Annotated in this window: 26 protein-coding genes and 2 tRNA genes; 17 read left to right on the plus strand and 11 right to left on the minus strand. The window is 36.5% G+C overall.

Going from position 1 to position 26,724, the window contains the following annotated elements; translation table 11 throughout:
• Positions 1-73 precede the first annotated feature (73 nt).
• The 5 genes from ACB104_RS10520 to trxB all read right to left on the minus strand — a co-directional run bounded on the left by ACB104_RS10520 (position 74) and on the right by trxB (position 5,205).
• Positions 74-1,267, minus strand: coding sequence for a FecR family protein (locus ACB104_RS10520; protein WP_370478540.1), 1,194 nt, complete (start codon positions 1,265-1,267; stop codon positions 74-76).
• Between the two features lie 88 nt (positions 1,268-1,355).
• Entirely contained in the window at positions 1,356-1,913 is a 558-nt protein-coding gene (locus ACB104_RS10525; RefSeq protein ID WP_370479093.1) for an RNA polymerase sigma factor, read from the minus strand.
• 268 nt (positions 1,914-2,181) lie between these two features.
• Positions 2,182-3,720, minus strand: coding sequence for a T9SS type A sorting domain-containing protein (locus ACB104_RS10530; RefSeq protein ID WP_370478542.1), 1,539 nt, complete (start codon positions 3,718-3,720; stop codon positions 2,182-2,184).
• 317 nt (positions 3,721-4,037) lie between these two features.
• Positions 4,038-4,112 (minus strand) — tRNA-Pro (locus ACB104_RS10535).
• 112 nt (positions 4,113-4,224) lie between these two features.
• The gene (trxB, locus tag ACB104_RS10540) at positions 4,225-5,205 is read right to left on the minus strand and encodes a thioredoxin-disulfide reductase (RefSeq protein ID WP_370478544.1); all 981 of its coding nucleotides are present in this window, start codon (positions 5,203-5,205) and stop codon (positions 4,225-4,227) included.
• 163 nt (positions 5,206-5,368) lie between these two features.
• On the opposite strand from trxB, the gene ACB104_RS10545 reads away from it, so the two are divergent.
• Positions 5,369-5,839, plus strand: a complete 471-nt coding sequence (locus tag ACB104_RS10545) for a hypothetical protein (protein WP_370478546.1) — start codon at positions 5,369-5,371, stop codon at positions 5,837-5,839.
• 44 nt (positions 5,840-5,883) lie between these two features.
• Positions 5,884-6,849 (plus strand): D-2-hydroxyacid dehydrogenase, encoded by a 966-nt coding sequence (locus tag ACB104_RS10550; protein ID WP_370478547.1) that lies wholly within the window; start codon positions 5,884-5,886, stop codon positions 6,847-6,849.
• A gap of 5 nt (positions 6,850-6,854) precedes the next feature.
• Here ACB104_RS10550 and uxuA read toward each other — a convergent pair whose 3' ends face one another.
• The 3 genes from uxuA to ACB104_RS10565 form a co-directional block, all read right to left on the minus strand.
• Positions 6,855-8,015, minus strand: coding sequence for a mannonate dehydratase (uxuA, locus tag ACB104_RS10555; RefSeq protein WP_370478549.1), 1,161 nt, complete (start codon positions 8,013-8,015; stop codon positions 6,855-6,857).
• 17 nt (positions 8,016-8,032) lie between these two features.
• A complete protein-coding gene (locus tag ACB104_RS10560; protein WP_370478551.1) occupies positions 8,033-8,845 on the minus strand; it encodes an SDR family NAD(P)-dependent oxidoreductase in 813 nt (270 codons plus the stop codon).
• 175 nt (positions 8,846-9,020) lie between these two features.
• A tRNA-Pro gene (locus ACB104_RS10565) sits at positions 9,021-9,095 on the minus strand.
• Between the two features lie 140 nt (positions 9,096-9,235).
• On the opposite strand from ACB104_RS10565, the gene ACB104_RS10570 reads away from it, so the two are divergent.
• The 15 genes from ACB104_RS10570 (at position 9,236) to ACB104_RS10640 (ending at position 23,995) form a co-directional block, all read left to right on the plus strand.
• Entirely contained in the window at positions 9,236-11,533 is a 2,298-nt protein-coding gene (locus tag ACB104_RS10570; RefSeq protein WP_370478553.1) for a TonB-dependent receptor family protein, read from the plus strand.
• Positions 11,534-11,562: 29 nt separating this feature from the next.
• Positions 11,563-12,687: a PQQ-dependent sugar dehydrogenase gene (locus ACB104_RS10575; RefSeq protein WP_370478555.1), complete on the plus strand. Its 1,125-nt coding sequence runs from the start codon at positions 11,563-11,565 to the stop codon at positions 12,685-12,687.
• A 4-nt stretch (positions 12,688-12,691) separates the two neighbouring features.
• Positions 12,692-13,111 carry a c-type cytochrome gene (locus ACB104_RS10580; RefSeq protein WP_370478557.1) on the plus strand — a complete coding sequence of 140 codons (420 nt, stop codon included), beginning with the start codon at positions 12,692-12,694 and terminating at the stop codon, positions 13,109-13,111.
• Positions 13,112-13,168: 57 nt separating this feature from the next.
• Positions 13,169-13,774, plus strand: coding sequence for a uridine kinase (udk, locus tag ACB104_RS10585; RefSeq protein ID WP_370478559.1), 606 nt, complete (start codon positions 13,169-13,171; stop codon positions 13,772-13,774).
• Between the two features lie 2 nt (positions 13,775-13,776).
• Positions 13,777-14,100 (plus strand): FtsB family cell division protein, encoded by a 324-nt coding sequence (locus ACB104_RS10590; RefSeq protein ID WP_370478561.1) that lies wholly within the window; start codon positions 13,777-13,779, stop codon positions 14,098-14,100.
• Positions 14,093-15,466 carry a methylmalonyl-CoA mutase subunit beta gene (locus ACB104_RS10595; RefSeq protein WP_370478563.1) on the plus strand — a complete coding sequence of 458 codons (1,374 nt, stop codon included), beginning with the start codon at positions 14,093-14,095 and terminating at the stop codon, positions 15,464-15,466. The genes ACB104_RS10590 and ACB104_RS10595 overlap by 8 nt, the downstream gene beginning before the upstream one ends.
• A gap of 1 nt (position 15,467) precedes the next feature.
• A complete protein-coding gene (locus ACB104_RS10600; protein ID WP_370478564.1) occupies positions 15,468-16,106 on the plus strand; it encodes a hypothetical protein in 639 nt (212 codons plus the stop codon).
• A 12-nt stretch (positions 16,107-16,118) separates the two neighbouring features.
• Positions 16,119-18,236, plus strand: a complete 2,118-nt coding sequence (gene scpA, locus ACB104_RS10605) for a methylmalonyl-CoA mutase (protein ID WP_370478565.1) — start codon at positions 16,119-16,121, stop codon at positions 18,234-18,236.
• A 113-nt stretch (positions 18,237-18,349) separates the two neighbouring features.
• On the plus strand, positions 18,350-19,114 hold the full coding sequence (locus tag ACB104_RS10610; protein ID WP_370478566.1) for a ParA family protein: 765 nt from the start codon (positions 18,350-18,352) through the stop codon (positions 19,112-19,114).
• 2 nt (positions 19,115-19,116) lie between these two features.
• Complete coding sequence (locus tag ACB104_RS10615; protein WP_370478568.1) at positions 19,117-20,031, plus strand: ParB/RepB/Spo0J family partition protein; 915 nt, start codon at positions 19,117-19,119, stop codon at positions 20,029-20,031.
• Positions 20,021-20,638 carry a DUF5683 domain-containing protein gene (locus tag ACB104_RS10620; RefSeq protein ID WP_370479094.1) on the plus strand — a complete coding sequence of 206 codons (618 nt, stop codon included), beginning with the start codon at positions 20,021-20,023 and terminating at the stop codon, positions 20,636-20,638. Before ACB104_RS10615 ends, ACB104_RS10620 begins: the two co-directional genes overlap by 11 nt.
• A 23-nt stretch (positions 20,639-20,661) precedes the next feature.
• The gene (gene dapB, locus ACB104_RS10625) at positions 20,662-21,366 is read left to right on the plus strand and encodes a 4-hydroxy-tetrahydrodipicolinate reductase (RefSeq protein WP_370478570.1); all 705 of its coding nucleotides are present in this window, start codon (positions 20,662-20,664) and stop codon (positions 21,364-21,366) included.
• 65 nt (positions 21,367-21,431) lie between these two features.
• Entirely contained in the window at positions 21,432-23,006 is a 1,575-nt protein-coding gene (gene lepB / locus ACB104_RS10630; RefSeq protein ID WP_370478572.1) for a signal peptidase I, read from the plus strand.
• A gap of 57 nt (positions 23,007-23,063) precedes the next feature.
• On the plus strand, positions 23,064-23,687 hold the full coding sequence (locus ACB104_RS10635; RefSeq protein WP_370478573.1) for a WbqC family protein: 624 nt from the start codon (positions 23,064-23,066) through the stop codon (positions 23,685-23,687).
• Positions 23,687-23,995, plus strand: coding sequence for a DUF6122 family protein (locus ACB104_RS10640; RefSeq protein ID WP_370478575.1), 309 nt, complete (start codon positions 23,687-23,689; stop codon positions 23,993-23,995). Before ACB104_RS10635 ends, ACB104_RS10640 begins: the two co-directional genes overlap by 1 nt.
• A gap of 83 nt (positions 23,996-24,078) precedes the next feature.
• Here ACB104_RS10640 and ACB104_RS10645 read toward each other — a convergent pair whose 3' ends face one another.
• The 3 genes from ACB104_RS10645 to ACB104_RS10655 are packed head-to-tail and all read right to left on the minus strand — an operon-like array spanning position 24,079 to position 26,703.
• Positions 24,079-25,101, minus strand: coding sequence for an endonuclease/exonuclease/phosphatase family protein (locus ACB104_RS10645; protein WP_502267021.1), 1,023 nt, complete (start codon positions 25,099-25,101; stop codon positions 24,079-24,081).
• 4 nt (positions 25,102-25,105) lie between these two features.
• On the minus strand, positions 25,106-25,954 hold the full coding sequence (locus ACB104_RS10650; RefSeq protein ID WP_370478578.1) for a rhomboid family intramembrane serine protease: 849 nt from the start codon (positions 25,952-25,954) through the stop codon (positions 25,106-25,108).
• A complete protein-coding gene (locus ACB104_RS10655) occupies positions 25,954-26,703 on the minus strand; it encodes a rhomboid family intramembrane serine protease (protein ID WP_370478580.1) in 750 nt (249 codons plus the stop codon). The genes ACB104_RS10650 and ACB104_RS10655 overlap by 1 nt, the downstream gene beginning before the upstream one ends.
• Positions 26,704-26,724 lie beyond the last annotated feature (21 nt).

Here is a 26,724-nt window from a genome sequence, read left to right on the forward strand (position 1 = left end):
GTGTCTTTTCAATTAACAGAAAAGAGGTTAGTAACTTTTTTTGATATATCATTTAATCTGGCGGTTGGCAAGATTATTTAAACACATGTATTTTCTTGTTATCCTCTACTTTTATGTTCACAGACATTTCTGCTTCAATAATTTTTAAAATACTGGTCATATCATTATATCTTGGAAGATCCCCAGAGAACTTGATACTTTTTAAGCCTTCATCATTAAAAACAACTTCAACATTGTACCATCTGGACATTTTAGACAGAAAATCTTCCAACGTTACGTTATTTAGTACGAAACGCCCATCTTTCCAAGCTATGTAAGGATAAACATCAACAGTACGTTTATTAATATTCCCGGAAGTTTTATTAAAGATAGATTGCTCGTTTGGTAATAACAATTCCAATTGACCGGCTTGTGTACTACGAACCTGAACTTTTCCTTCCACCAAGGTAGACACCACATTGGCGTCACTTGGGTATGCTGATACATTAAATTCAGTACCCAACACTTGTATTTCTTGATTTTCTGAGGCTACTACAAAGGGCATATCTTTATTTGGAGCAACATCAAAATAGGCTTCACCTTTTAAGCTTACCCTTCTTTCCTTACCAACAAAAGGAACAGAATAGGTTAATTCGGTTTCAGAATTTAACCACACTTTTGTGCCATCTGAAAGCACCAATTGATACTCACCACCTCTAGGTACTTTTAGTGTATTTGTTTTGCTGACTATTGCCTGTTGTTCTTTTGAATTGGAATATTGAAGAACACCATCGTTATTTTCAGCAAGGACCTCACCTTCATTAATTTTATTTTTTGAAGCTTGTGCTAAGTTCACAATTGCTCCATCAGACAATACCAATTCTGCATTTGAAGAACCAGGCGCAATAGTTGAGGCCTCAACGGTTTGATAATTATTTTCTAGACTTGAAAATTCATATAAAGAGAACACTGCAATACCCAATATGAATATTGCTGCTACTGACACCGCCCATTTTACGACTTTTAATCTTATAACTTTAGCGCGGTTATCAGTAGAGCCCTCCATATGCGCTAAAAAAGATTTCCATTCCTTTTCGGTATCAACCTGCCTGAGCTTGTATTTCCAGGCAGTAAAAGCCTCTGGGTTCAGAATATCTTCGGCGAGCTCCCTGTTACCAGGCATTTGCTCCCATTCATGCAACGTTTTTTGCTCGGCTTCGTTTAAAGAGCCCAAGACTTTGCCGGCTAAAAGTTCTGAATTTTTTATTTGATTGTTTATTTCTTCCATTTTACCTTTAAATTACAACAAACTAGAACGTTGTACATAATAAGGACGCAACTTTTACTACAAAGGGTGACAGGTTTGTTAAAAATCTCTAAAAAAATTGAATGAAATTTGTTAGCAATATGGTAACAAATTGGCTTCCAAGCGTTTTTCTAAGTTTTGAATACGCACGCTTTTTTACTGTTTTTACTGAATTGACAGTAATATCCAGTTCGTCCGCAATGTTTTGATTGGTATAGCCCTTAAGCGCTAAATTAACAACTTCTTCTGCCTGTGGAGATAGTTCCTTAATTGCTTCGTACAATAGCTTGTATGTTTCTTCTCTTAATATTTCGTTTAAAACGGACTGTTGGCTTACGGTAAGTCCTTCGTCCAAAGTTGTGCTATTGTATTTTTTTTCTTTTCGAAGCTGACTAATGCAGGCATTTTTCACTAAAACGTAAAGATAAGCTTGAAGTGCCCTTTCACTATTAAAATCTTCGTTATCCCTTTGCCATAATTTAACAAAGGCTTCTTGGGCCACATCTTTTCCTTTGTCATCGCTTCCTAAAATCCGGGAACCAAGTACACACATATGAGGAAAAAGACGCTCAAAAATGCCCTTGAACTCTAAGCTATTATATTGAATGGTTTTACCAGATACTTTCATTATCACACAATCCCCAGGGAGTTTGCTTAATTTGATTTTAAGCCAACTGAGTATTCAACAAAGTTATAGAGAATATAACATATTTTGTAAACTTTTGAACAAAAACCATTATTTAATGAATTATTAAAAGAAAATTTTAAAATTCACCATTATACGCTATGTTATTTTTTGAATATAAAAATTTAGAATATTAAAAATTAGGATAATCATATAAAAAAAGCCACCTAGAATTCTAGGTGGCTTTTTTAAAAATTTATAATAAGTTAACTTATTTCACGATAAGTTTTTGTGTATAGAAACCAGAATCTGTTTGGGCTTTAAAAATATAGAACCCAGTATTCAAGTTTAAATTAATTTTTTGGGATTGAAGCACCCCTTGTTTAACAGCTTTTCCTGTAACATCGTAAATACTATAAGCACCGTTTACCAATGATTTATCTACAGTTATATAGTCTTTTGCAGGGTTAGGATATGCTGCGGCAATACCTTTAAGTCTCACATCAGAAGCCGAAAGCGTTGTTGGATCCAACTCATATAATTCAGTACCATAAGCAGCTGCAGAACCATCATCATCACCTTCAAAATACAACTTACCATTTAACTCGAACAAATATTCGCAATCAAGATCATCAGTAGCATCAATGTATTCCCAATCTGTACCATTTTTCAATCTGTAAATATGCCAATCAGTGTTATTAACACCATTTCTACCTACATAAAATAAATCGGCACCAACACCAGCGTAATATCTTGGGTCGTGTGAACTGTAACCTGTAACATTACTAACTTGAGTTACAGTATCTGCAACAGGGTCAAAAACCCAAAGTTGGTCACTTCCATCAGCATCGCCTTCAAAATAAATTTTATCGTTCCAAACATAAAAAGACAAACAACCATCTACACCTGCAGTCGTAGCTGCTGCAACAGGCACAGTCCCAACTTCGGTGCCATCGGTTTCATATAAATACCCTGATGTATCTGCTTCAAAATAAAGTTTACCATTAACCACATTAAGGTTACTCACACCGCTGTTACCTGGGCCTGTACCCGTAGTATTTAAGCCGTCGTCAATATCTTTCACCAATTCAAACAAACCGGCAGCAGGGTCATAACTATAAAGTTCGTAACCAATTCGAGTTGGATCAGTATCTGCGAGAGCAGCATCTACAGACATTTGCCCATAAAAATACACTTTACCGTTATATGCAGTTAGGTAAGAAGATGAAATTGCCGATGTATTACTAAGTATATCTTCAGTACCAAGTGTTCCGACACTATTATTTGTTACTGGGCCAGCAGTGGTACCATCAAAAACATATAATAGGTTATCCAAACCAGGACCTGGCTCATAAACAAAATAGATTAAACCACCTAGTTCGCAAGAATTATTAAACCCTGGAACACCTGTTACTTCATCTAAATCATCTTCAGTGGCATTAAGTTTGAATAATTGACTACCAGCATCAGTATTTGCACTTAGATACAAGGAGCCATTATATTCAAAAAAACCTTCCGGTTGAGAGCTTGTTGATCCACCACCTGTATCCTCAGTTCCTCTTATATTTTTAAACAGCATAGTTCCACCTGTTGTACCATCGGTAACCCAAAGTTCGTCACCGTAATCTATACCACCAGTGTTAACTCCTGAGCTATCATCAGCCTGAAAGTAAGTTTTACCGTTAAAAGTATATGAGTCGTTTGGGTTTGAATCTGAAGACCCATCGTTAATATCCTTTACTAGGGTAATTTGCGCGCCAGCAGTAAGAGCTAAAGCCAATGCCAAGCATGAAAGTAATTGTTTTTTCATAATTGAAGTTTTAGTTAATTAATATGTTTTAATCTGTTTCTTATTACAGATTGATTAGAACGTTATACTAACAGGACGTATAAATTTAATAAGTGGGTGACAACTCCTAGAAAAAAAATTAAATATTTTTTTAAACTGAAGTTTTTCTGGGTATTCTTTTGTAGTTAGTCTTAATTAAAATCTATAAAATGCTTGGTAAAAATGCATTACCGAAAAGACTTTTTTAAAATAAGAAAGCTTATTAAATGAAATCAGTAAAAATTTTACTGTTACGATTCATTCAATAAGCTTTTAGAAGGTATCTTACGATACAGATGTCGGGATGACAGGATTTGAACCTGCGACCACACGGCCCCCAGCCGTGTACGCTAACCGGACTGCGCCACATCCCGTTTAAAACAGGGGTTCAAAGAAAACAATTTTAAACATATTTTAAAAATATATTCCGAAAAAATAAAACCGAAGCTTGCACTTCGGTTTTATTAAACTCGATTATCTATTTCATTAGTTATAAGTAGATGTTGATACCTCAAAACTAGAGTCTTTGGCCGCTAAATAACGTTCTGCATCCAATGCAGCCATACAACCTGTTCCCGCAGCCGTAACCGCTTGACGGTAAACATGGTCGGCAGCATCACCAGAAACAAAAACGCCTTCAACATTAGTCTTTGATGTGCCTGGTACATTTATAATGTAACCCGTTTCGTCCATATCTAAATAACCTTTGAAGATATCAGTATTTGGCTTATGCCCTATGGCCACAAAAAATCCTGTTGCGGGAATTTCGTGCTTTTCATTGGTTTTATTGTTAAACACCCTTACACCGGTTACGACCTGTCCGTCTCCTAAAACCTCATCGGTTTCCGCGTTGAACAAAATCTCAATATTTTTGGTGTTTCTAACCCGCGCTTCCATAATTTTTGATGCCCGAAACACATCTCGCCTCACTATAATCGTAACTTTTTTGCACAGTTTAGATAAATAGTGTGCCTCTTCACAAGCAGAATCTCCAGCCCCAACTATAACTACTTCCTGGTTTCTGTAGAAGAACCCGTCACAGACAGCACATGCAGAAACACCTCCACCCAATTTCAAATATTTTTGCTCAGAATCCAAGCCTAAATACTTTGCGGAAGCACCAGTTGAAATTATCACTGTATCAGCATGAATTTCCTTTTCGCCATTAACCCAAACTTTGTGTACCTCACCAGAAAAATCAACTTTGGTAATCCATCCGTCTCGCACATCTGTCTCAAAACGTTGCGCTTGGGCTTGTAATTGCATCATCATTTCTGGACCAGTAATACCATCAGGGTAACCTGGGAAATTTTCAACCTCATTAGTCGTGGTTAATTGTCCGCCCGGCTGTGTGCCCTGGTACAAAACAGGACTCATATTGGCTCTTGCTGCATAAATTGCAGCTGTATAACCCGCAGGCCCTGATCCTATAATGAGGCATTTTACTCTTTCAATATCATTAGACATAATCATTTCATTTTAGAACAACAAAAGTAGAATTTTTGATGAAAACCTTACCTATAAGTTATTAACACTTTCCTATGACCAAATATTTAAAATCTATGGAGCGAAATTTAATGTTGTTTTTTTTTGTAAATTTATTTGATGTAATCAACAAACTAAATATGTCATGAGAAAAAATCTATTCTTTGTTCTGGTATTATCATTATTTTTTATTGGTTGTAAAAACGACGCTAAATCTACTACTCCAGAAGTGATGGACGAGCTAACCGAAGTGCACTCATTAGAAGGAGCTTGGGAATTGGTGAGCTTCTTAAACTATAGAGATGATGGCCAGGTAGACAGCATTAAATCCAGCAACGATTTTAAGCAGATGAAAATGTTTTCTGAAACAAAAATTATGTGGAGCAGGCTGCGAACCTGGGATTCATTAGATTGGTTTGGCGTGGGTGATTACACTTATAAGGATGGCATTTTAACCGAGAATTTAGAATATGGCTCAAAAGCCATGATGGAACGCATAAATGCAGATAAAGCTTGGGATTGGGAAATAACCATAGATGAAAACTCCTTTACACAAATAACACGCGATAGTTTGGGGCAACCCGTTTATGCTGAAATCTATAATAGGGTTAAATAGTATTTTCACTCGCAAATTTTTATTTATAAACCGGCACTCTACTTATGAAAATAGTCGTACTGGATGGCTACACGCTTAACCCGGGCGATTTAAATTGGGAAGGCATAAAACAATACGGAGACTTAACCGTTTTTGACAGAACGGCATATAACGATTCGGATATAATCAATAACATTGGAGATGCCGAAATAGTTTTCACCAACAAAACACCTATTAACAGTTCAATTTTAAAAAAAACACCAAATCTGAAATATATTGGCGTTCTGGCCACAGGCTTTAACGTTGTTGATATTGAATTTGCAAAAAAAAACAACATCACTGTAACCAATGTACCTAATTATAGCTCAACTGCCGTTGCTCAATTTACCTTGGCTTTATTATTAGAAATGTGCCACCATGTTGGGGCGCACAACTCTGCTGTAAAAATAGGAGAGTGGATAAACAGCAAAGATTTTTCCTTTTGGAATTATCCGCTTATCGAACTTTCTGGAAAAACTTTGGGGATTATTGGTTTTGGAAAAATTGGCAAAGCTACGGCTAAAATTGCCCAAGCTTTTGGTCTGAAGATTAAGGTTTACAACAGAACAGTTTTCACGGAATTTGAAAACGAAACTTTGAAATTTGTCTCCCTTGAAGAATTATTAAAATCTTCAGACATTATAAGTCTTCATTGCCCATTGACGAAAGAAACTGAAGGCCTTATAAATAGCAGAAGCATTACAAAAATGAAAGATGGCGCTATGATAATTAACACTTCCCGTGGCCCATTAATTAACGAAACAGATCTTGCTAAAGCACTTAATGAAGGTAAATTGTCTGGAGCAGCAATTGATGTTATTTCAAAAGAGCCTATGAAAAAAGACAATCCGTTATTAAATGCCAAGAATTGCATCATCACGCCGCACATTGCTTGGGCACCGAAAGAAGCACGTATGCGCTTAATGCAAACAACCGTTGAAAACTTAGAAGCATTTTTAAGCGGAAAACCCAAAAATGTAGTAAATCCTTAACTTATTTATGAACTACGCAAAATACCCATAGCCAAGCCACGTATTTCAGCCAAGCCACGTAAACGACCAATGGCGGTATAACCCGCATAAGCACTGTTAGAATCTAAATCTTGCAACATTTGATGTCCATGGTCTGGACGCATAGGCAATTGCACACCACGTTCTTTTTCAATATCCAAAACTGCCTTAACCACCTCGTACATATCTGACGAACCTTCCAAATGATTGTCTTCAAAGAAGCTACCGTCGTCTTCACGTTTCACATTTCGCAGATGCAAAAAATGAATACGGTCGCTAAACTTTCTAATCATTTTAGGCAAATCATTATCTGGATTTGCTCCTAGAGATCCCGTGCAAAACGTAATGCCGTTTGATGGACTGTCAACAAAACTGACCAGATCATCCAAATCCTTTTCCGACTTTATAATTCTGGGCAACCCCATTATATCGATTGGTGGGTCATCTGGATGAATGGCCATAACAATGTCATGCTCCTCACAAACGGGAATAACCTCATTTAAGAAATATGATAAATTGGCCTTTAAATCGGTATGCGATAAATTATCGTATTGGGAAATCATGTCTTTGAAAACCGGAATGGTTAAATCGTCAACCGTTCCTGGCAAACCTTTTAAAACATTATCTTCCAATTGTTGTTTTTCTCCTGAAGTCATTTCAGAAAAACGAACTTTGGCTTGCTCTAAAATCTCAGCAGTATAAGCTTTTTCAACTCCCTCTCGTTTCATAATGAACTTTTCAAAAACGGCCATTTCAACTTTATCGAAACGCAGCGCAGTGCTTCCGTCATTTAATTTCCAAAACAATTGGGTACGCGTCCAATCCAAAACAGGCATAAAATTGTAGCACACATTTTTTACTCTACAAGTGGCCACATTTTTGAGGCTTTGCTTGTAATTTTCAATACGCTGTAAATAATCGCCTTTGCGGAGTTTTATATTTTCGTGGATGGGAATACTTTCAATAAAGGTCCATTCCAAACCATTGGATTCAATCGCTTCCTTTACTTTCAAAATCTCTTCAACTTCCCAAATTTCACCATTTGCAACATGATGCAAAGCCGTTACCACCCCAGTTGCACCAGCTTGTTTTATATGCGATAATTTCACCGAATCGTTAACCCCAAACCACCTAAATGTTTCCTTCATCTTTATTCTAATAAAAATTAAACGCCACTAAAAGCACTAAAACCTCCATCTACAGGAATGGCAATACCCGTTACAAATTTTGAAGCATCAGAACACAAATAATGCAAGGCTCCGTGCAACTCATGGGCATGACCAAAGCGTTGCATGGGTGTATTGGCTATAATTGTATTCCCTCTATCTGTATAACTTCCATCTTCTTTTAGCAACAAAGCCCTGTTTTGATTCCCAATAAAAAACCCAGGAATTATAGCATTAACGCGCAATCCGTCACCATACTTAGTTGCTAACTCTACCGATAACCATTTTGTGAAATTAGTAATAGCTGCTTTTGAAGAAGAATAACCAGCAACTCGCGTTAAAGCTCTATCTGCAGCTACTGAAGATATATTAATAATATTGCCTTTTTTATTTTTTGCCATTTCTTTACCAAAAACAATAGTCGGGATAACGCTTCCAAAAAGATTTAAATCAACAACTTTTCGGTAGTCATTTAAATCGACATCAAAAAAAGATTGATCTGGTCCAATGGTTGCTCCAGGCATATTTCCACCGGCCGCATTAATCAAAATATCTATTCTTCCATACTTAGCCATTATAGCATTTGAAACTTCTTGAACACTTTCTTTATCAGTAACATCGCAGACATAACCGTCTACTTTTTTACTAATAGCAGACACTCTTTTAACAGTTTCATCAACCGTTTTTTGTTTGTAGTGCAGAATAATTGCAATAGCACCGTTTTCCAGTAAATATTCTGCCATACTTCCTCCAAGCACACCACCGCCACCGGTAACCAATGCTACTTTATCGGATATGTCAAATAAATTCATTTTAATGATTTTTTAAACAAAATTAGAATTTCAACAGCTCACAAATGTAGGCATAAACTATAATAATGTTGCTCTAAACTCCTTCCTATTTTTTTAGCCTTTTACAATTCTGAAATTACCCTAAACAAAAAACACTGCAACTCCGAAGACTTGCAGTGTTTTAAATTTTTATTTGTCGGGGTGGCAGGATTCGAACCTGCGACCTCCTGCTCCCAAAGCAGGCGCGATAACCGGGCTACGCTACACCCCGATTTTGGTTATCTCTAACGGGTTGCAAATATACTTCTTTTATTCATTTGGCAAATCATAATTTTAAAAATATTTATAGTCTTACATTCCCTAGTTATTATTAATATCATATATTCGCTTTTCATCAATTATCAAGAATTTGTGTTTTCAATAAAAACCTGTCTATCCTTTCTATGCCTTGCCCTTATCAGCACTTTTTCCATTGGGCAAAACCCATTAACCGGTAAAGTAATTGACAAAGAAAATAAATTATCTATCCCAGAGGTTTTAATTATTAATTTGAAAAGCAACGATTCTGTTTTTTCAAATTTAAATGGAATTTTTGAAGTCGTCCCTGGAACATTTTTATTCAAAAAAGAAGGGTATTCCCCAAAACAAATTGAGTTTAAAGGAAATACTTTTTCGCTTGTTGAATTGCAAATCAATACGTCACAATTAAACGAGATTGTCATTAAAGTTGACCAAATTCCAACTAAACTAAAAAAATCTGCAACGGCAATAAGTATTATTTCCACAAAAGATATTGAGCGCTCCAACCATATAAATTTCAACTCTGTTTTGAACAGAGTACCAGGTGTTTTTATGCAAAGCGGCGCGCTTAACACCAACAGAATTACCATTCGCGGTATTGGCTCTAGAAACCTTTTTGGTACATCAAAAATAAGGGCATATTTTAAAGATATTCCGTTAACAAACGGTAGTGGTGAAACCAATATTGAAGATTTTGAATTGACATCCATTTCTCGAATGGAAATAACCAAAGGAGCCGTTTCAAGTATTTATGGCGCTGGACTTGGCGGCACCATAAACATATCTCCAAAACTGGCATTTTTAAACGAATCGCAGGTGAATTCTGAATTTTCAATAGGTTCATTTGGTTTGAGGAAAGGCGTTTTAAATGGAAGCTATGGTTCATCAAAAAACAGTTTGGGTTTTGTATACAGCAATACCAATAGCGATGGATTTCGAGAAAACAACAACTATAACAGACAAACAATTACCTTCAATTCAAATCATTTTTTAAATGCAAAAAACAGCTTAAACTTTTTGGCCAGTTATGTTGATTTAAGGGCTTTTATACCGAGTTCAATAAACGAAACAACTTATCTAAATAGCCCAAAATCTGCTGACATAAACTGGAAGGCTGCCCAAGGTTATGAAGACTCTCAACGTGGTATTGTTGGTCTATCATGGAACCATGATTTCAACAATAAAACAAAACAAATAACCAGTGTCTTTATATCTTTTAGAAATGCTTACGAACCAAGACCTTTCAATATTTTAAAAGAAGAAACTTTGGCTTTTGGAATCCGGACTCGGCTGCTTGGGAACATAGATATCTTGAACAAAAACCTCAATTACACGTTCGGTGGGGAAATTTTTAAAGATAATTATGATTACGAAACTTTCGAAAATCTGTATTCAGATTTTCCACCAGATACCGGAAGCGTTGCCGGCAATAAATTGTCTAGCTATTCAGAAAACAGGCATTATTTCAATCTTTTTTTTGATGGCAATTATGAGATTTCGGAAAAAACCACATTTTCCCTGGGGCTTAATCTGAATAAAACGGGGTATGTTTTAGATGACCAATTTCCGGCATCCAACTCAAATCCCGACCAATCAGGAAGTTTCAAGTTCAAAACCATCGTGTCTCCAAAACTGGGCATTTCACATATTATTTGTAAAAGTACAACTGTTTTTGCCAATGCCAGCCATGGCTTCTCACCCATTTCTTTAAATGAAACATTATTGCCAGATGGTCAAATAAACACCAACCTAAAACCAGAAACTGGCTGGAATTTTGAGCTGGGTACTCGTGGCGCTACACTTAAAAACCGAATGCAATATAGTTTGTCTTTTTACCGCTTGGATATCAAAAATCTGTTGGTTCCCAGAAGAACTGCTCAAGATGAATTCATTGGCATAAACGCAGGTAAAACCCAACATGACGGACTTGAAGTAAGTTTGGATTATCAAATTAGAACTCAAGAGAATTTTTCAATCGGCACTTTAATTAGCTACACCTTAAATCATTTTACGTTTAAGGAATTTGTAGACGACACGACCGATTACTCTGGAAACGATTTAACAGGCGTGCCTTCAGAAATCTTCAATATGGGCATTGACTTTAATTCTAAAATTGGGTTTTACGGAAACATCAATTTTCAGCACGTCGGAAAAATGCCCATGACAGATAGCAACAGCATTTATTCTGAAAGCTACAACCTCACAAACCTAAAATTTGGCTTCAAAACAAATCTTAATAAAAAGCTAAAGTCCAATGTATTCTTTGGTGTAAACAATATCTTTGATGAAGCATATGCCTCCCAAATTCTAATAAATGCGCCAAGTTTTGGAGGTAATGCACCACGATATTATTATCCTGGCAACCCTGCTAATTTTTATACGGGAATTAATGTAAATTATAGTTTTTAATGTAACTTTAAATCAAAAAAAATCGTGTTATGAAACACATTGATACTTTTCTTGCCATCGTATTTATGGCACTTTCAGCCTGCGGGCAACAAAAAGAATCTGAAGTTAAAGCTGAAAACCCTCAAAACTTAAATTACACTACCGAATTGGTTGTTCCTGATTTATACATCCCTTGGGGAATGACTTTTTTACCTGATGGCAGCATGCTAATTACGGAAAAAACAGGTGAAATCATCCATTTTAAGGATGGGAAGAAAACAACTGTTGAAGACGGCCCAGAAGTTTATGTTCGCGGTCAAGGTGGTTTAATGGATATAAAAACACATCCCAATTACACAAACAACGGATGGATTTACATGACCTATAGTTCCTCTGAAGGTGAAGGCGATGGTGGAAACACGGCTTTGATGCGAGCCAAATTAAAAGACAACAAATTTGTTGAAAAACAAGTACTCTATAAAGCTGAACCAAATACTAGAAAAGGCCAGCACTTTGGCTCAAGAATTGAGTTTGACAACAGAGGTTATCTATATTTTTCAATTGGAGAACGTGGCGAACGCGATGTGAATCCACAAGACATTACAAGAGATTGTGGTAAAATTTACCGTTTGAATAGCGATGGGAGCATTCCAAAAGACAATCCTTTTTACAAATATAAAGATGCCAAAAAAGCCATTTATAGTTATGGGCATCGAAACCCACAGGGTATGACAAAAAACCCCTTTACCGGAGCCATTTGGATCAATGAACATGGCCCCAGAGGAGGTGATGAAATAAATGTTATTAAAAGAGGGAGGAATTATGGCTGGCCTGTAATTTCGTATGGCATTAACTACAGCGGCACCACTTTTACAGACATTACCGAAAAACAGGGCATGGAACAACCCCTATTTTATTGGGTCCCCTCAATTGCACCAAGTGGCATGGCCATAGTATCATCTATAAATTATCCAGAATGGAAAGGCGATGTGTTGGTTGGTTCCTTAAAATTCGAATATTTAGAGCGCTTAATTTTAAAATACAACAAAGTTGTAAAACGCGAAAAATTATTTGAAGGAATTGGCAGGCTGCGTAATGTTATTCAAGCCCCAGATGGAATTATATACATTGCGGTGGAAGGAAAAGGTATCTATAAAATTGTCCCTAAAAACTAGAGTTATGAAATCACTAGTTATTTTTTTAATTGTTTTAATAACATCAGCATTACAATTCTTTTCCAATAATGATGACTACACCCAGACCACTCCCTTGGAAGAGAGCATAAAACGAGGTAGCAAAATATACCAAGATTTTTGCGTTTCTTGTCATTTACCTACTGGTGAAGGCATCAGAAAAACCTATCCTCCATTGGCAAAATCAGATTATTTAATGAACAACAGAACTGCTTCCATAAAAGGTATTAAATATGGCCAACAAGGAGAAATTGTTGTAAACGGTCAAAAATACAACGGTCTTATGGCACCGATGGGATTGGGGGATGATGAAGTGGCCGATGTGATGAACTACATTACCAACAGTTGGGGCAATAAAAATGACAACATGGTTACAGAAGCAGAAGTTTCAAAAATTGAAAAATAATAGCATTTCTACCTTGCTGATTTTTTCATTTATTTAACTTTGTAAAAAGCCAAATTCATGTTAGTTATAGGAATTGCAGGTGGAACTGGCTGTGGCAAAACCACAGTGGTCAATCAATTGTTAAATGAGCTTCCGGAAGGCGAAGTGGGTATTCTGTCTCAAGATTCCTATTACAAAGACACTTCTCATTTAAGTTACGACGAACGCGTAAAAATAAATTTTGACCACCCTAGATCTATTGATTTTGAACTCTTGGCAATGCATTTACTTGAGCTAAAAAATGAACGGCCCATACACCAACCCGTGTATTCTTTCGTTAAACATAATAGAACGGGCGACACCATTTTAACCCATCCCAGAAAGGTAATGATTGTTGAAGGCATATTGGTTTTATCCAATCCGGAGTTGCGAGATATGTTCGATATAAAAATCTTTGTGCATGCCGATAGTGATGAGCGCTTAATCAGAAGATTAAAACGTGATATTTCTGAACGGGGAAGGGATTTAGATGAAGTTTTGAGCCGATACCAAACTACCCTGAAACCCATGCACGACCAGTTTATTGAGCCTATGAAAGAGTACGCAGACATCATAATACCAAATAACAAATATAATACCGTGGCCATTGATATTGTTCGTACCATCATAACCCAAAAACTATAACTATGGGCTTTTCAAAAAAGAAACTTTTAAAACCATTCAAGAATATATTCCTGCTCATTTTGGCAGTTTTTGCGGTTTGGATGATATTTTTTGATGCCAACTCATGGCTTATACATCATGAGCTAAATACCGAAATTGACGACCTCGAAAATGAAAAGGAATACTATAAAAAAGAGATAGAAAAGGACAAGAAAGACCTAAAAAAACTAAGTTCTGAAGAAGGCATGGAAAAATTTGCCCGTGAAGCGTATTATATGAAGCGCGACAACGAAGAAATTTACATCATTGAATACGAAGACAGTTTAAAAACAAAGGATAATGAGTAAAACGTTATTCAGCGAATTTGATGCCGTTTCTTCAAAACAGTGGAAGCAAAAAATACAGTTCGATTTAAAAGGTGCTGATTACAATGATACCCTGATTTGGAAATCGAATGAAGACATTTCCGTAAAGCCTTTTTATCATGCTGATGATTTTGATGATCTACCAGAAATATCAGACACCCGAGCCACCCAATGGAAAATTTGCCAATCTATTTTTGTGGCGCATGTAGAAAAATCAAACCTTCATGCCATTGATGTTATTGAACGCGGTGCAGAAAGCATTGAATTTATTATTCCTTCTGAAAACGCTTCAATTGATGATTTACTAAAGAACATAGATTTAAATTCGGTTTCCCTTCATTTTAAATTGCTCTTTCTTTCGGAAAGATTCATTCAAAATCTTTCAAAATTCCAATCAAAAGCGGAAATCTATGTTCACATAGATATCATTGGCAACTTGGCCAAAACAGGAAATTGGTATAAAAACCTAAATGATGATTTTCAAAAATTTGAAAACATTGTAAAAACAGCAAATTCATTTTCAATTGACACTTCCCTTTACCAAAATGCTGGGTCCAATATGGTTCAGCAATTGGCCTACGGGTTGAGCCATGCCAACGAATATTTAAATCATTTAGACAACGACATTGCGAGTGAAGCGAAGAAATCTTTAAAAGTAAACTTTAAAGTTTCAGTTGGCAGCAACTACTTTTTTGAAATAGCCAAACTCAGGGCGTTGCGCTTACTTTGGAAAACGTTGGCCACTGAATATAACATAAATCAGAATTGCCAAATTTTTGCAGTTCCATCAAAACGCAACAAAACCATTTACGATTTTAATACGAACATGTTGCGCACCACCACGGAATGCATGAGCGCCATACTTGGCGGTGCCAATACTATTTGCAATCTGGCTTATGATTCCATTTATCATAAAAACAATGAATTTGGAGAACGTATAACCAGAAATCAGCTTTTGATTTTAAAACATGAAAGCTATTTTGATGCAGTTGACAATCCATCCGACGGCTCTTATTATATTGAAAGTTTAACCCATCAGCTTGCTGAAAAAGCTTTGCTCCTCTTTAAGAATATTGAACCCCAAGGTGGCTTTTTAAAACAACTTAAAAGCGGCACCATCCAAAGAAAAATTAAAGAAAGCGCTTCCAAAGAACAGCAACAGTTTGATAATGGTGAATCTATTTTGCTTGGAACCAACAAACACACGAACCCCAAGGACAGGATGAAAGATGAATTGGAACTTTATCCATTCACAAAAAACAACCCAAGAAAAACACTAATTGAACCAATCATAGAAAAAAGATTGGCAGAATACACAGAACAAGAACGATTAAAAAATGAACTTTAAAATGAACCCAAAAATTACACTTACCGCATTTTTATTAGCACTTATTTTATTCAGTTGTAAGAATAAAAACTCGTTTACAGATTATAAATATGCCGTCCAACCTACGCTGATAAATTGCGACGGTTTAAATTCAAAATTATATAATGAAGCCTTGTATAGTTTTGAAAACGACATGATAAATTATTACAGGAGAGCAAGGCCTAACACCACATTGTTTCAAGCCTATTCACAATACTTAAGATCGGCGTTATACTCAACTGTAAAATATGAAGATATCATTTCCAAACACACGCTTGATGTTTTTGAGGCCTTAAAAAATGAAACAGACCTATGGAACACCAATAACCCTAAAAGTAATTTGAATTATAACAGCTCGGCGGTCAGTTGCATTTCAAAAAACATTCAAGATGAAGCTTTAAAAACAACTTTCAATGCTCTTTTAACAACAAATAGCATGGCTCCCAAACTTTTTGGTGCGCCGCTTAGCTCAAAACTAAGAGATGCACAAAATGACAAATATTTAGCTCTATATACTGCCTTAGATTTATTTTATGCCAACCTATTTGGGATAGATTTTTCAATGGTAGATTTGAACAAACCCATCCAAAATGTTGATTTTAACAACCTACCAAAGCCATAATAAAAACAAAGTTTGAGAAGAAATCTTCAACATATAGAATTAAAAACAGAGGACGGAAGACGGAAGACAGAAGTTTTAACCTTTCAGACTGCTGAAGGGATTGATGTTAAATCTATGTATTCCAAAGAAGATGTTGAAGGTTTAGAACATTTAAACTTTGTAGCTGGCATTGCGCCAAACCTTCGTGGACCATACAGCACAATGTATGTGCAAAGGCCTTGGACAATTAGGCAATATTCCGGTTTTAGTACTGCTGAAGAAAGCAACGCTTTTTACAGACGCAACTTGGCAGCAGGTCAAAAAGGACTTTCCGTGGCATTTGATTTAGCCACCCATCGTGGCTATGATTCAGACCATGAGCGGGTTGTTGGTGATGTTGGCAAAGCCGGTGTAGCCATCGATTCGGTTGAGGATATGAAAATACTATTCAATCAAATCCCACTTGATGAAATGTCCGTTTCCATGACCATGAATGGTGCGGTTTTACCCATAATGGCCTTTTATATTGTGGCTGCCAAAGAGCAAGGCGTAAAACCTGAACAATTGGCAGGAACCATTCAAAATGATATACTAAAAGAGTTCATGGTGCGGAACACCTATATTTATCCACCATCACCTTCCATGAAAATCATTTCAGATATCTTTGAATATACCAGCAAAAACATGCCAAAATTCAATAGCATTAGCATATCTGGCTATCATATGCAAGAAGCCGGTGCAACATGCGATATTGAATTGGCTTACACATTGGCTGATGGTATGGAATACATAAGAAAAGGGCTTGAGGCGGGCATGGACATTGATTCTTTTGCACCTCGTCTATCGTTCTTTTGGGCCATTGGCATGAATCATTTTATGGAAATTGCCAAAATGCGGGCTGCAAGAATGCTTTGGGCAAAACTGGTGAAACAATTCAACCCTAAAAATGAAAAATCGTTGTCATTGCGCACGCACTGCCAAACTAGCGGTTGGAGTTTAACAGAACAAGACCCTTTTAATAACGTGGCCAGAACAACTATTGAAGCTGCCGCAGCTGCGTTTGGTGGCACGCAAAGTTTGCATACCAATGCCTTGGATGAAGCCATTGCACTACCAACAGACTTCTCCGCAAGAATAGCCAGAAACACGCAAATATTTTTGCAAGAAGAAACCAAAATAACCAAAACTGTCGACCCATGGGGTGGCAGTTTTTATATGGAAAAGTTAACCCACGATATTGCTGAAAAAGCTTGGAAACTCATACAAGAAGTAGAAGAACTGGGCGGAATGACCAAAGCCATTGAAGCCGGAATTCCTAAAATGAGAATTGAGGAAGCCGCAGCCAAGAAACAAGCCAGAATTGATTCTGGGCGAGACATTATTGTTGGCGTAAACAGACACAGGCTTAAAAAAGAAGAACCTATTGCAACACTGGAAGTTGACAATCAAACCGTAAGAAATGCACAGATAGAGCAATTAAAAAGCATTAAGGCCACGAGGAACTCTGAAAAATTAAAAATGGCTTTGGTAAAATTAACCGAAGCAGCAAAGTCAGGACAAGAAAATTTATTAGCTTTAGCTGTAGAAGCGGCTCGTGAGCGGGCAACACTTGGCGAAATCAGTGATGCACTTGAAGCCGCTTTTGGAAGATACAAAGCACAAATAAAATCATTCTCAGGCGTGTATAGAAAAGAAATTAAAGACGACCAAAGTTTCAAAAAAGCCCAAGAACTGGCCGATGTTTTTGCCGAGCAAGACGGCAGACGCCCAAGAATTATGATTGCAAAAATGGGACAAGATGGGCATGACCGCGGCGCAAAGGTAGTTGCTACAGGTTACGCAGATGTTGGATTTGATGTCGATATTGGCCCATTGTTCCAAACACCGAAGGAAGTAGCCAAACAAGCTGTTGAAAACGACGTGCATGTTTTAGGGATTTCTTCATTGGCTGCTGGACATAAAACATTGGTGCCGCAAGTTATTGAGGAATTAAAAAAATACGGACGCGATGATATCATGGTTATTGTTGGTGGTGTTATTCCAAAACAAGATTACCAATTTTTATTTGATGCTGGCGTCGTGGCTGTTTTTGGACCAGGTACAAAAATTAGTGATGCCGCAGTTAAAATTTTAGAAATCCTAATAGATTAACCAAATAATTATCAATAATATAATTGATTTCTCTTTACCGATTTATTAACTTCTTCCATTTTTATTCCAACTAAATAATCGTATTTTTGCGACTCATCAAACCATAATAATTAATGGGTAAAATAATTGCAATTGCTAACCAAAAAGGTGGTGTTGGAAAAACCACAACTTCAGTTAATTTAGCAGCTTCACTCGGTGTTCTAGAAAAAAAAGTGTTACTTATAGATGCTGACCCTCAAGCAAATGCAACTTCTGGAATTGGTATAGATGTAGAGTCCGTTGAAATAGGAACCTACCAACTTTTAGAGCATTCCAATGTAGCTAGGGAAGCCATTGTTAAAACAGAAACGCCGAATCTAGATATTATCCCTGCCCATATCGATTTAGTGGCCATTGAAATAGAACTTGTTGATAAGGATGAACGTGAATACATGCTGAAAAAAGCATTGGGTGATATTAAAGGTGATTACGATTATATTTTGATAGATTGCGCACCTTCTTTGGGATTATTAACATTGAATGCCTTAACTGCTTCCGATGCCGTGATTATCCCCATTCAGTGTGAATATTTCGCTCTAGAAGGCCTAGGAAAATTATTGAACACGATTAAAAGTGTTCAAAAAATACACAATTCAGAATTGGATATTGAGGGTTTATTGTTAACCATGTACGATTCGCGTTTACGTCTGTCAAACCAAGTGGTTGAAGAGGTCCAAAAACACTTTAACGATATGGTTTTCCAAACCATCATTCAACGTAACGTGCGTTTAAGCGAGGCGCCGAGCTATGGCGAAAGCATAATTAATTACGATGCCAGTAGTAAAGGTGCCGATAATTACTTAAGTTTGGCTAAAGAAATTATCAATAAAAATGCTTAATTATGGCTAAGGCAACTAAAAAACAAGCTTTAGGTAGAGGTTTATCGGCACTGTTGAAAGACCCAGATAATGACATCCAATCAGTAAACGATAAGAATGCCGATAAAGTTGTTGGGAATATAGTTGAATTAGACATTGATTTTATTGAGGTAAACCCGTTTCAACCCAGAACTAATTTTAGTGAGGAATCGCTCCGTGAGTTGGCATCATCCATAAAAGAATTAGGCATCATCCAGCCCATTACGGTTAGAAAAGTTGGTCAAAACAAATACCAATTGGTGTCTGGTGAACGTCGTTACAGAGCATCCAAATTAATTGATTTAGAAACAATTCCGGCTTACGTTAGGATTGCCAACGACCAAGAATCATTAGAGATGGCCTTGGTTGAGAACATTCAACGACAAGATTTAGACCCCATTGAGATTGCTCTATCTTATCAGAGATTAATTGACGAAATTAACCTGACCCAAGAGCAAATGAGCGAGCGTGTGGGTAAAAAACGCTCTACAATTACCAATTATTTGCGCTTGTTAAAGTTAGACCCCATTATTCAAACAGGCATGCGTGATGGCTTTATTTCTATGGGACATGGACGTGCTTTAATTGCGGTTGAAGACCAATCCATCCAACTGGATATTTACGAAAAAATACTTTCAAATAAACTTTCGGTTAGGGAAACTGAAAATTTGATACGCGACTTTAATGCTTCAGAAGACCTTAAAGTTCCTGCTAAAAAATCAGAAAATGAAGAACTGCCAAAGTTTGTCAAAAAAGGCATTGCGGCATTTTCAGAATACTTTGGACATAAAATTGACGTTAAAGTTTCTAAAAACGGAAAAGGAAAAATTACCATTCCGTTTCATTCAGAAGAAGACTTTAATCGCATAAAAAAATTAGTTCAAGGTGATTCCAAATAAATCCTTATTGGCATTAGCTTTAACCTTTTTGAGTTGTTTTACGTTAATAGCCCAAGATAAAAAGCCTGAAGAAGAGATTATTCCGGAACCGCTTATTGCAGTTGATACTATTTCATTAGCTCGAGAACGAATAAATCCTTTGTCCCCTGCAAAAGCAGCTTTTTATTCTGCTATTTTACCAGGTTTAGGTCAGGCTTACAACAAAAAATATTGGAAAATACCTATTGTTTATGGGGCTATTGGTACCGGTATTTATTTTTACCTTAACAACAGTAAAGAATACGACCGCTACAGGGATGCCTACAAAAGCAGATTGGCTGGTTTTAAAAATGATGAATTTTACTTTGATGCAAATGGCAATCAACTTACAACACCAAGAATCACCACAAGTAGGCTTGAGGACGCACAAAAATTTTATCGAAGAAACAAGGAAATATCTTTGTTGGTAACTTTTGGCCTATATGCCTTAAATATTATTGATGCCAATGTTGATGCCCATTTAATGCAATATAATGTAGATGAAAACTTATCTTTGGCACCGCATTACAGATTCAACGAAATTGATGCAACCGGTAACCTAGGACTGACATTAAATTTTAAATTCTAGGCTAAAATTAAAAAAACAAACAGATGAAAATAGCTTTACTTGGATACGGAAAAATGGGAAAAACCATCGAACAAATTGCTCTTAAACGTGGGCACGATGTAGTATTGACCATTGACAAGGACGACCATGATTACGATATTACAAAAGCAGATGTTGCCATAGATTTTAGTATTCCAACAGTTGCTTTTAACAACATATCAAATTGTTTGACCAACAACGTTCCCGTTGTTTCTGGAACTACAGGTTGGTTGAATAAATATGACGATGCCGTGGCACTTTGTAAAGAAAACAAAGGTGCTTTTATCTACGCTTCAAACTATAGCCTAGGTGTAAACATCTTTTTTGAGCTTAATAAAACTTTGGCAAAAATGATGAGCTCATTGAAACAGTACAATGTTTCTATGGAAGAAATACACCACACCCAAAAGCTAGATGCACCAAGCGGAACAGCTATTTCTTTGGCCAATGACATTATTTCAAATAATGAAAATTTTAACGAATGGAAATTGGACCAAAACGGAGAATCTGCAATTCCAATTGTGGCTAAACGCATTGCAGATGTTCCAGGAACACATACTGTAACCTACCAAAGTGAGGTGGACACTATAACCATTGAACACGAAGCCCATAACAGACAAGGCTTTGCTTTAGGGGCAGTTATTGCCGCAGAATGGATTGTGGGCAAAACAGGTGTGTTCAGTATGAAGGACGTGTTAAATATTGGTTAATATTGATTAAAAAACTAACGTTAGAAAGGCAGTTGCGACCAACAAAAAATTAAAATTTCAAGATTATGACGTGGACACAGTGGTTTATTTTCATCTTAATCATTCAAGTTATTCATGGTTTAGGAACTTGGAAACTCTATATAAAGGCTGGAAGACAAGCTTGGGAGGCTTTTGTTCCCGTTTATAATGCGGTTATTCTATTGAAAATAATCAACCGTCCTTGGTGGTGGGTAATTCTACTGTTCTTGCCCATTGTCAACCTCATCATGTTTCCTGTGGTTTGGGTTGAAACTGCCAGAAGTTTTGGAAAAAACAAAACCTCGGATACGTTGTTGGCTGTTGTTTCCCTTGGATTCTACAATTTCTACTTAAACTATGTGGCCGATGTAAGCTATATTTCAGACAGAAGTATTCATCCAAAATCTAGCTCAGGAGAATGGACAAGCTCCATTTTGTTTGCCATTGTAGCAGCCACTATTGTACATACTTATTTCATCCAACCATTCACCATTCCATCATCATCGTTGGAAAAATCATTGTTGGTTGGCGATTTCCTTTTTGTAAGTAAGTTTCATTATGGCGCTAGAGTGCCCATGACCACGGTTGGAGCACCCATGGTTCACGATACCATTCCCGTATTAAAAAACAAATCCTATTTATTTGACGACCATAAAGGCAGCAGTTCATGGAAAAATAAATTACAGCTTCCTTATTTACGTTTGCCAGGTTTTGAAGATATTGAAAGAAATGATATCGTAGTATTCAATCAGCCCGCAGATACGCTTTTGGATATGAACGATTTTCATCCAGACCGAAACTACTACAAGCCTATAGACAAAAAAACAAACCTTGTAAAACGCTGCGTTGGCATTGCTGGAGACACTTTAGAAGTTCGTGATGGCTTTGTTTATATCAATGGACAGAAAAACGAATTGCCCGATAGAGCGCACTTACAATTCAGTTATTACGTGCAACCTAAAACACATCAGTTCAACCCGAAGTTCCTTAAAGAACGATATGATATAACGGATGGTTTTGGAATAATCAATGCGCAAAATACTTATTATTTTTCAGCTATTTCAGATGAGGCTTTGGCCAAATTTAAAGACCATCCAAACGTAGTTAGTATAACACCAAACATCAAAGAAAAAGGGGCAAGAGACCCAAATATTTTCCCGCACGACCCCAATTATAATTGGAATGTGGATCAATTTGGACCACTATATATTCCTGAAAAAGGGAAAACCATTGGTATTAATTTAGAAAACTTACCGCTTTACAAACGTGTTATTACAGAATACGAGGGTAACAACTTGCAGGTAAAAGGGAACCAAATTTTAATCAATGGTGAAGTAACCAACAACTATACCTTCAAACAAAACTACTATTGGATGATGGGTGATAACCGTCATAACTCCATTGATGCTCGTGCTTGGGGCTTTGTACCCTTTAACCATGTGGTTGGAAAACCTGTGTTCATCTGGATGAGCTGGGATGGAAAATCTCCGCGTTGGGAACGTTTTTTTACTACCGTTAGCGGAAAAGGAAAAGCGACATCGTACTTAATTCCGTTTTTAATTTTGTTGGCAGGTTGGATTGGCTTCAGCAAATGGAGAAAACGTAAAAAGGCGAATAGTTAGAGTTGAAGTCGTTAAGTTGTTTAGCCAATTTCAACTTAACAACAAACAATTTAACAGATGAACGTAATTGTCCACCCCACATATTTCCCGAACATCGCACATTTTGTGGCTATGATTAAAGCTTCGCAAGTAGTTTTTGAAATGGAGGACAACTTCCTTAAACAAACCTACCGAAACAGAGCCTACATTTACGGAGCAAACGGCAAATTGGCTTTAAACATTCCTGTGGTACATTCGCAAAAAAACAGACGGAAGTATCGAGAAGTGAAGATTTTCAACGAAGAAAAATGGCAAGATATTCACTTAAAATCTTTGATTTCGGCATATAGAACCTCACCTTTTTTTGAGTATTATGAGGATGACATCCGACCGTTGTTTGAGCAAAAAGTAGATTACATCTTAGATTTTAATTTGAAGTGCTTGGAGGTTATTTGCGACTGTTTGCAATTGGATTTGAATATTTCAAAAACCGACACCTACGAAAAAGACCCAGAAGGCAAAACCGATTTTCGTTTTTTGGCACAGGCAAAAAAGGAAACACCGAAAGACTTTGAACCATACACACAGGTTTTTAGCAACAAGTACGGTTTTATTCCCAACTTGAGTATATTGGATTTGCTGTTCAATGAAGGCCCAAACACCTTAAATTACTTGGAATCTCAAACCATAAAAACACCCTAATGCTCCAGCTGTTTGCCCATTATGGATGCCATGTTCTGCTGCCATTGGCCATTGCTCTAATTTGGTATAAGCCCCAATGGAAAATAGTCTTTTTGATTATATTTTCCGGTATGTGGATAGACGTTGACCACCTTTTAGCCAATCCAATTTTTGCTCCTGACAGATGCAGCATTAATTTTCATCCTTTGCATTCATATTACGCCATAGCCATTTATGTTGCATTGCTTTTTCCGAAGAAAACTCGATTGATAGCTTTAGGGTTGGTGGCACATATTATCTCAGATCTTGTGGACTGTAGTTTTATGTAGTTCATTCCTGCGGAGGCAAGAATCTTAATGTCTTTCCTTGTTTTTATTATGGATCCTACCTCCGCAGGAATGACAAAATAAGCCTATTCTAAACTTAACGTGGCATAAATAGGATAATGGTCTGAATACAATTCCTTATATGTCTTAAAACCATTTACTTCAAAATCTTCATCGGCAAAAATAAAGTCGATGCGAACCGGGAAAGAATTAAAGTCATACGTACGCCCAAAACCATGGCCAGCCTTTTTAAAGGTATCATTTAAATCGCCCTTAATCCTACGGTATACGTACGAAAAGGCCGTATTATTGAAGTCGCCACAAATAATCATTTTATAATGGCATTTTGCTTTATGGGCCAAAAATAATTCGGTTTGCAAGTGTTGCATTTTAAAGGAATTGCCAACCCGCTTTAAAAGCATTTCAGAGTCTTCATGCTGCAGGCTTTCGGCATTTGGGTTAATCCTTAAAGACTCCAAATGAATATTATAGACCCTTAAGGTATCACTTCCTTTTACCATATCGGCAAAAATGGCATTATTTGAGGTATTTGGAAATTCAACAGACCCCGAATTCACAATGGGAAAATTTGAAAATATAGCTTGCCCGTATTTATCCCTTTTCCCAGAAAGCTTTTCGAACTTATATGGAAAGAAGGACAAATCGATGTTCTTATGCGGATGGTATTCTTGAAGACATAAAATATCTGGAGATTCCAATTTTATAAAATCCCTGATTTTCATTTCTATGCCCTTTTCAGGAATCCATTCATATAGATTAAAAAGTCTCACATTATAGTTCATCACCTTAAAGTTATTTGGGGCTCCAACATTTTTAGATGATGAAAATTTATATAATGAACCAAACCAAAAATACCCAAAAATGAGCACGACAAGCGAGAGCATAAACTGTTTCTTGAACTTAATCAGCCAATAAAGGAAGAATAATATATTAAGCAGGATTAGAAAAGAAACGCCCAAATTAACCACGGCTAATATAGCAAACGTTTTTGGCGGCAAATAAGGCAAAATAAAAGACAGTAAAAGCAGTACCGCAGCAACCACATTTATAAAATAAATGATTTTATTGACTAGCCCTAAATTTTTCATTGCACTACTTCCCTGCCCTGAATAAAAATTCCTTTTCTTCAGAAGTTAAACTATCGTATCCACTTTTACTGATTTTATCAAGAATAACATCAATTTTCTTTTGGTTATTAAACTCATTAAAATCGGCTTTAGTATAGCCACCAACCTTTCTTTTATTTTTATGCACTGTTTTAAGTGGTCCTTTTTTTGAAAGCTTAAACCAACTTGATAAAGTATCCATTATTTTCTCAAAACCCTTACCTATATCCTGTCCTTTTAATAATTGTTTGACATAAACGTAACCTAACAATGCACCCCCTAAATGGGCCAAATTTCCTCCAGCATTTGTCCCAAACAAACCAATTACATCAAACACAACAATGGCTACACCTATATACCACAGCTTTAAATTAAATTTAAAAAAACGTAGTTCTTGATTGGGCATATAAGCGCATAAAAATATCAACAGGGCCCTAACCGCGGCCGAAGCACCGACTAACTTGGAATAGTTACCAAAAAAACTTGGTAACAACGTATAACCAAGCATAAACAGCAAACCACCGAAAATGGCCCCTAAAAAATAGACATTTAATGCCATCTTAGGACTAAAAAGATTCAAAAACATACGCCCTAAAAAATATAGCCAAAGCATATTGAATAGGATATGCCAAACATCAAAATGAAGAAAAGCATAAGTTATGATGCTCCACGGTTTCAGAATAAAATCACCAAAATCACTGGGTAGCTTAAACCAATCCATGTATGGTCTTAACAACAATCCTATGATAAAAACAAGAACATTGACGGCAATTATTTTTTCTAGCACGTTAAGCCTAGAAAACTTGTACTGAATATCTTGAGAAAACGAACCCATTAATACCAACGGTTAATATTAAACTGATTTTTTTTCCAATACCACATAATAATAAAGCCAATCAGCGCGCCACCTACATGCGCCATGTATGCCGTATTGCTTGGACTGAAAAATGACTGACCAGTTAAGCCAGAAATCAAATCTAAAATAATAATTCCAGGAATAAAATATTTGGCTTTTATAGGAATTGGTAAAAATATCAGCATTAGCCTTGCTTCCGGATTCATCATACCAAAGGCGGCCAAAACACCCATAATGCAACCTGAAGCTCCAACCATTGAGGCATTAAATGCTGGAAAGATATCTTTTAATATAGAAACCTGTGCATTAGTGGTTCCAGAAATCACCTCATTAGTCGTAAGCATTTGTTTAATTTTTTCTGGAGACAGGCCAGATTCGATTAAAACATTATAATTTGGCACATATTGAATATAATAGTAAGCCAATTGAAATAAAACCGCACCCAAACCAGCCGAAAAGTAAATGAATAAAAAGCGCTTGCTTCCTAAAACTTGTTCTACTGGCGTACCAAACATCCAAAGAGCAAACATATTAAAGAATATATGCATAAACCCACCGTGCATAAACATATGGGTTATTATTTGCCAAGGTTGAAAGGCGTCATTTTTTGGAAAGTATAGTGCAAACCATTCATAAAACAAAGTGCCATTTCCTATGGCCATTGTTCCAACAAATATAATCACATTAATGATTATTATATGTTTAACGGTTTCTGAAATTTGCATCATAATATAAATTCTTCTTTTCCT

The sequence above is a fragment of the Tamlana flava genome (genome assembly GCF_041287255.1).
GTDB lineage: Bacteria > Bacteroidota > Bacteroidia > Flavobacteriales > Flavobacteriaceae > Tamlana > Tamlana flava.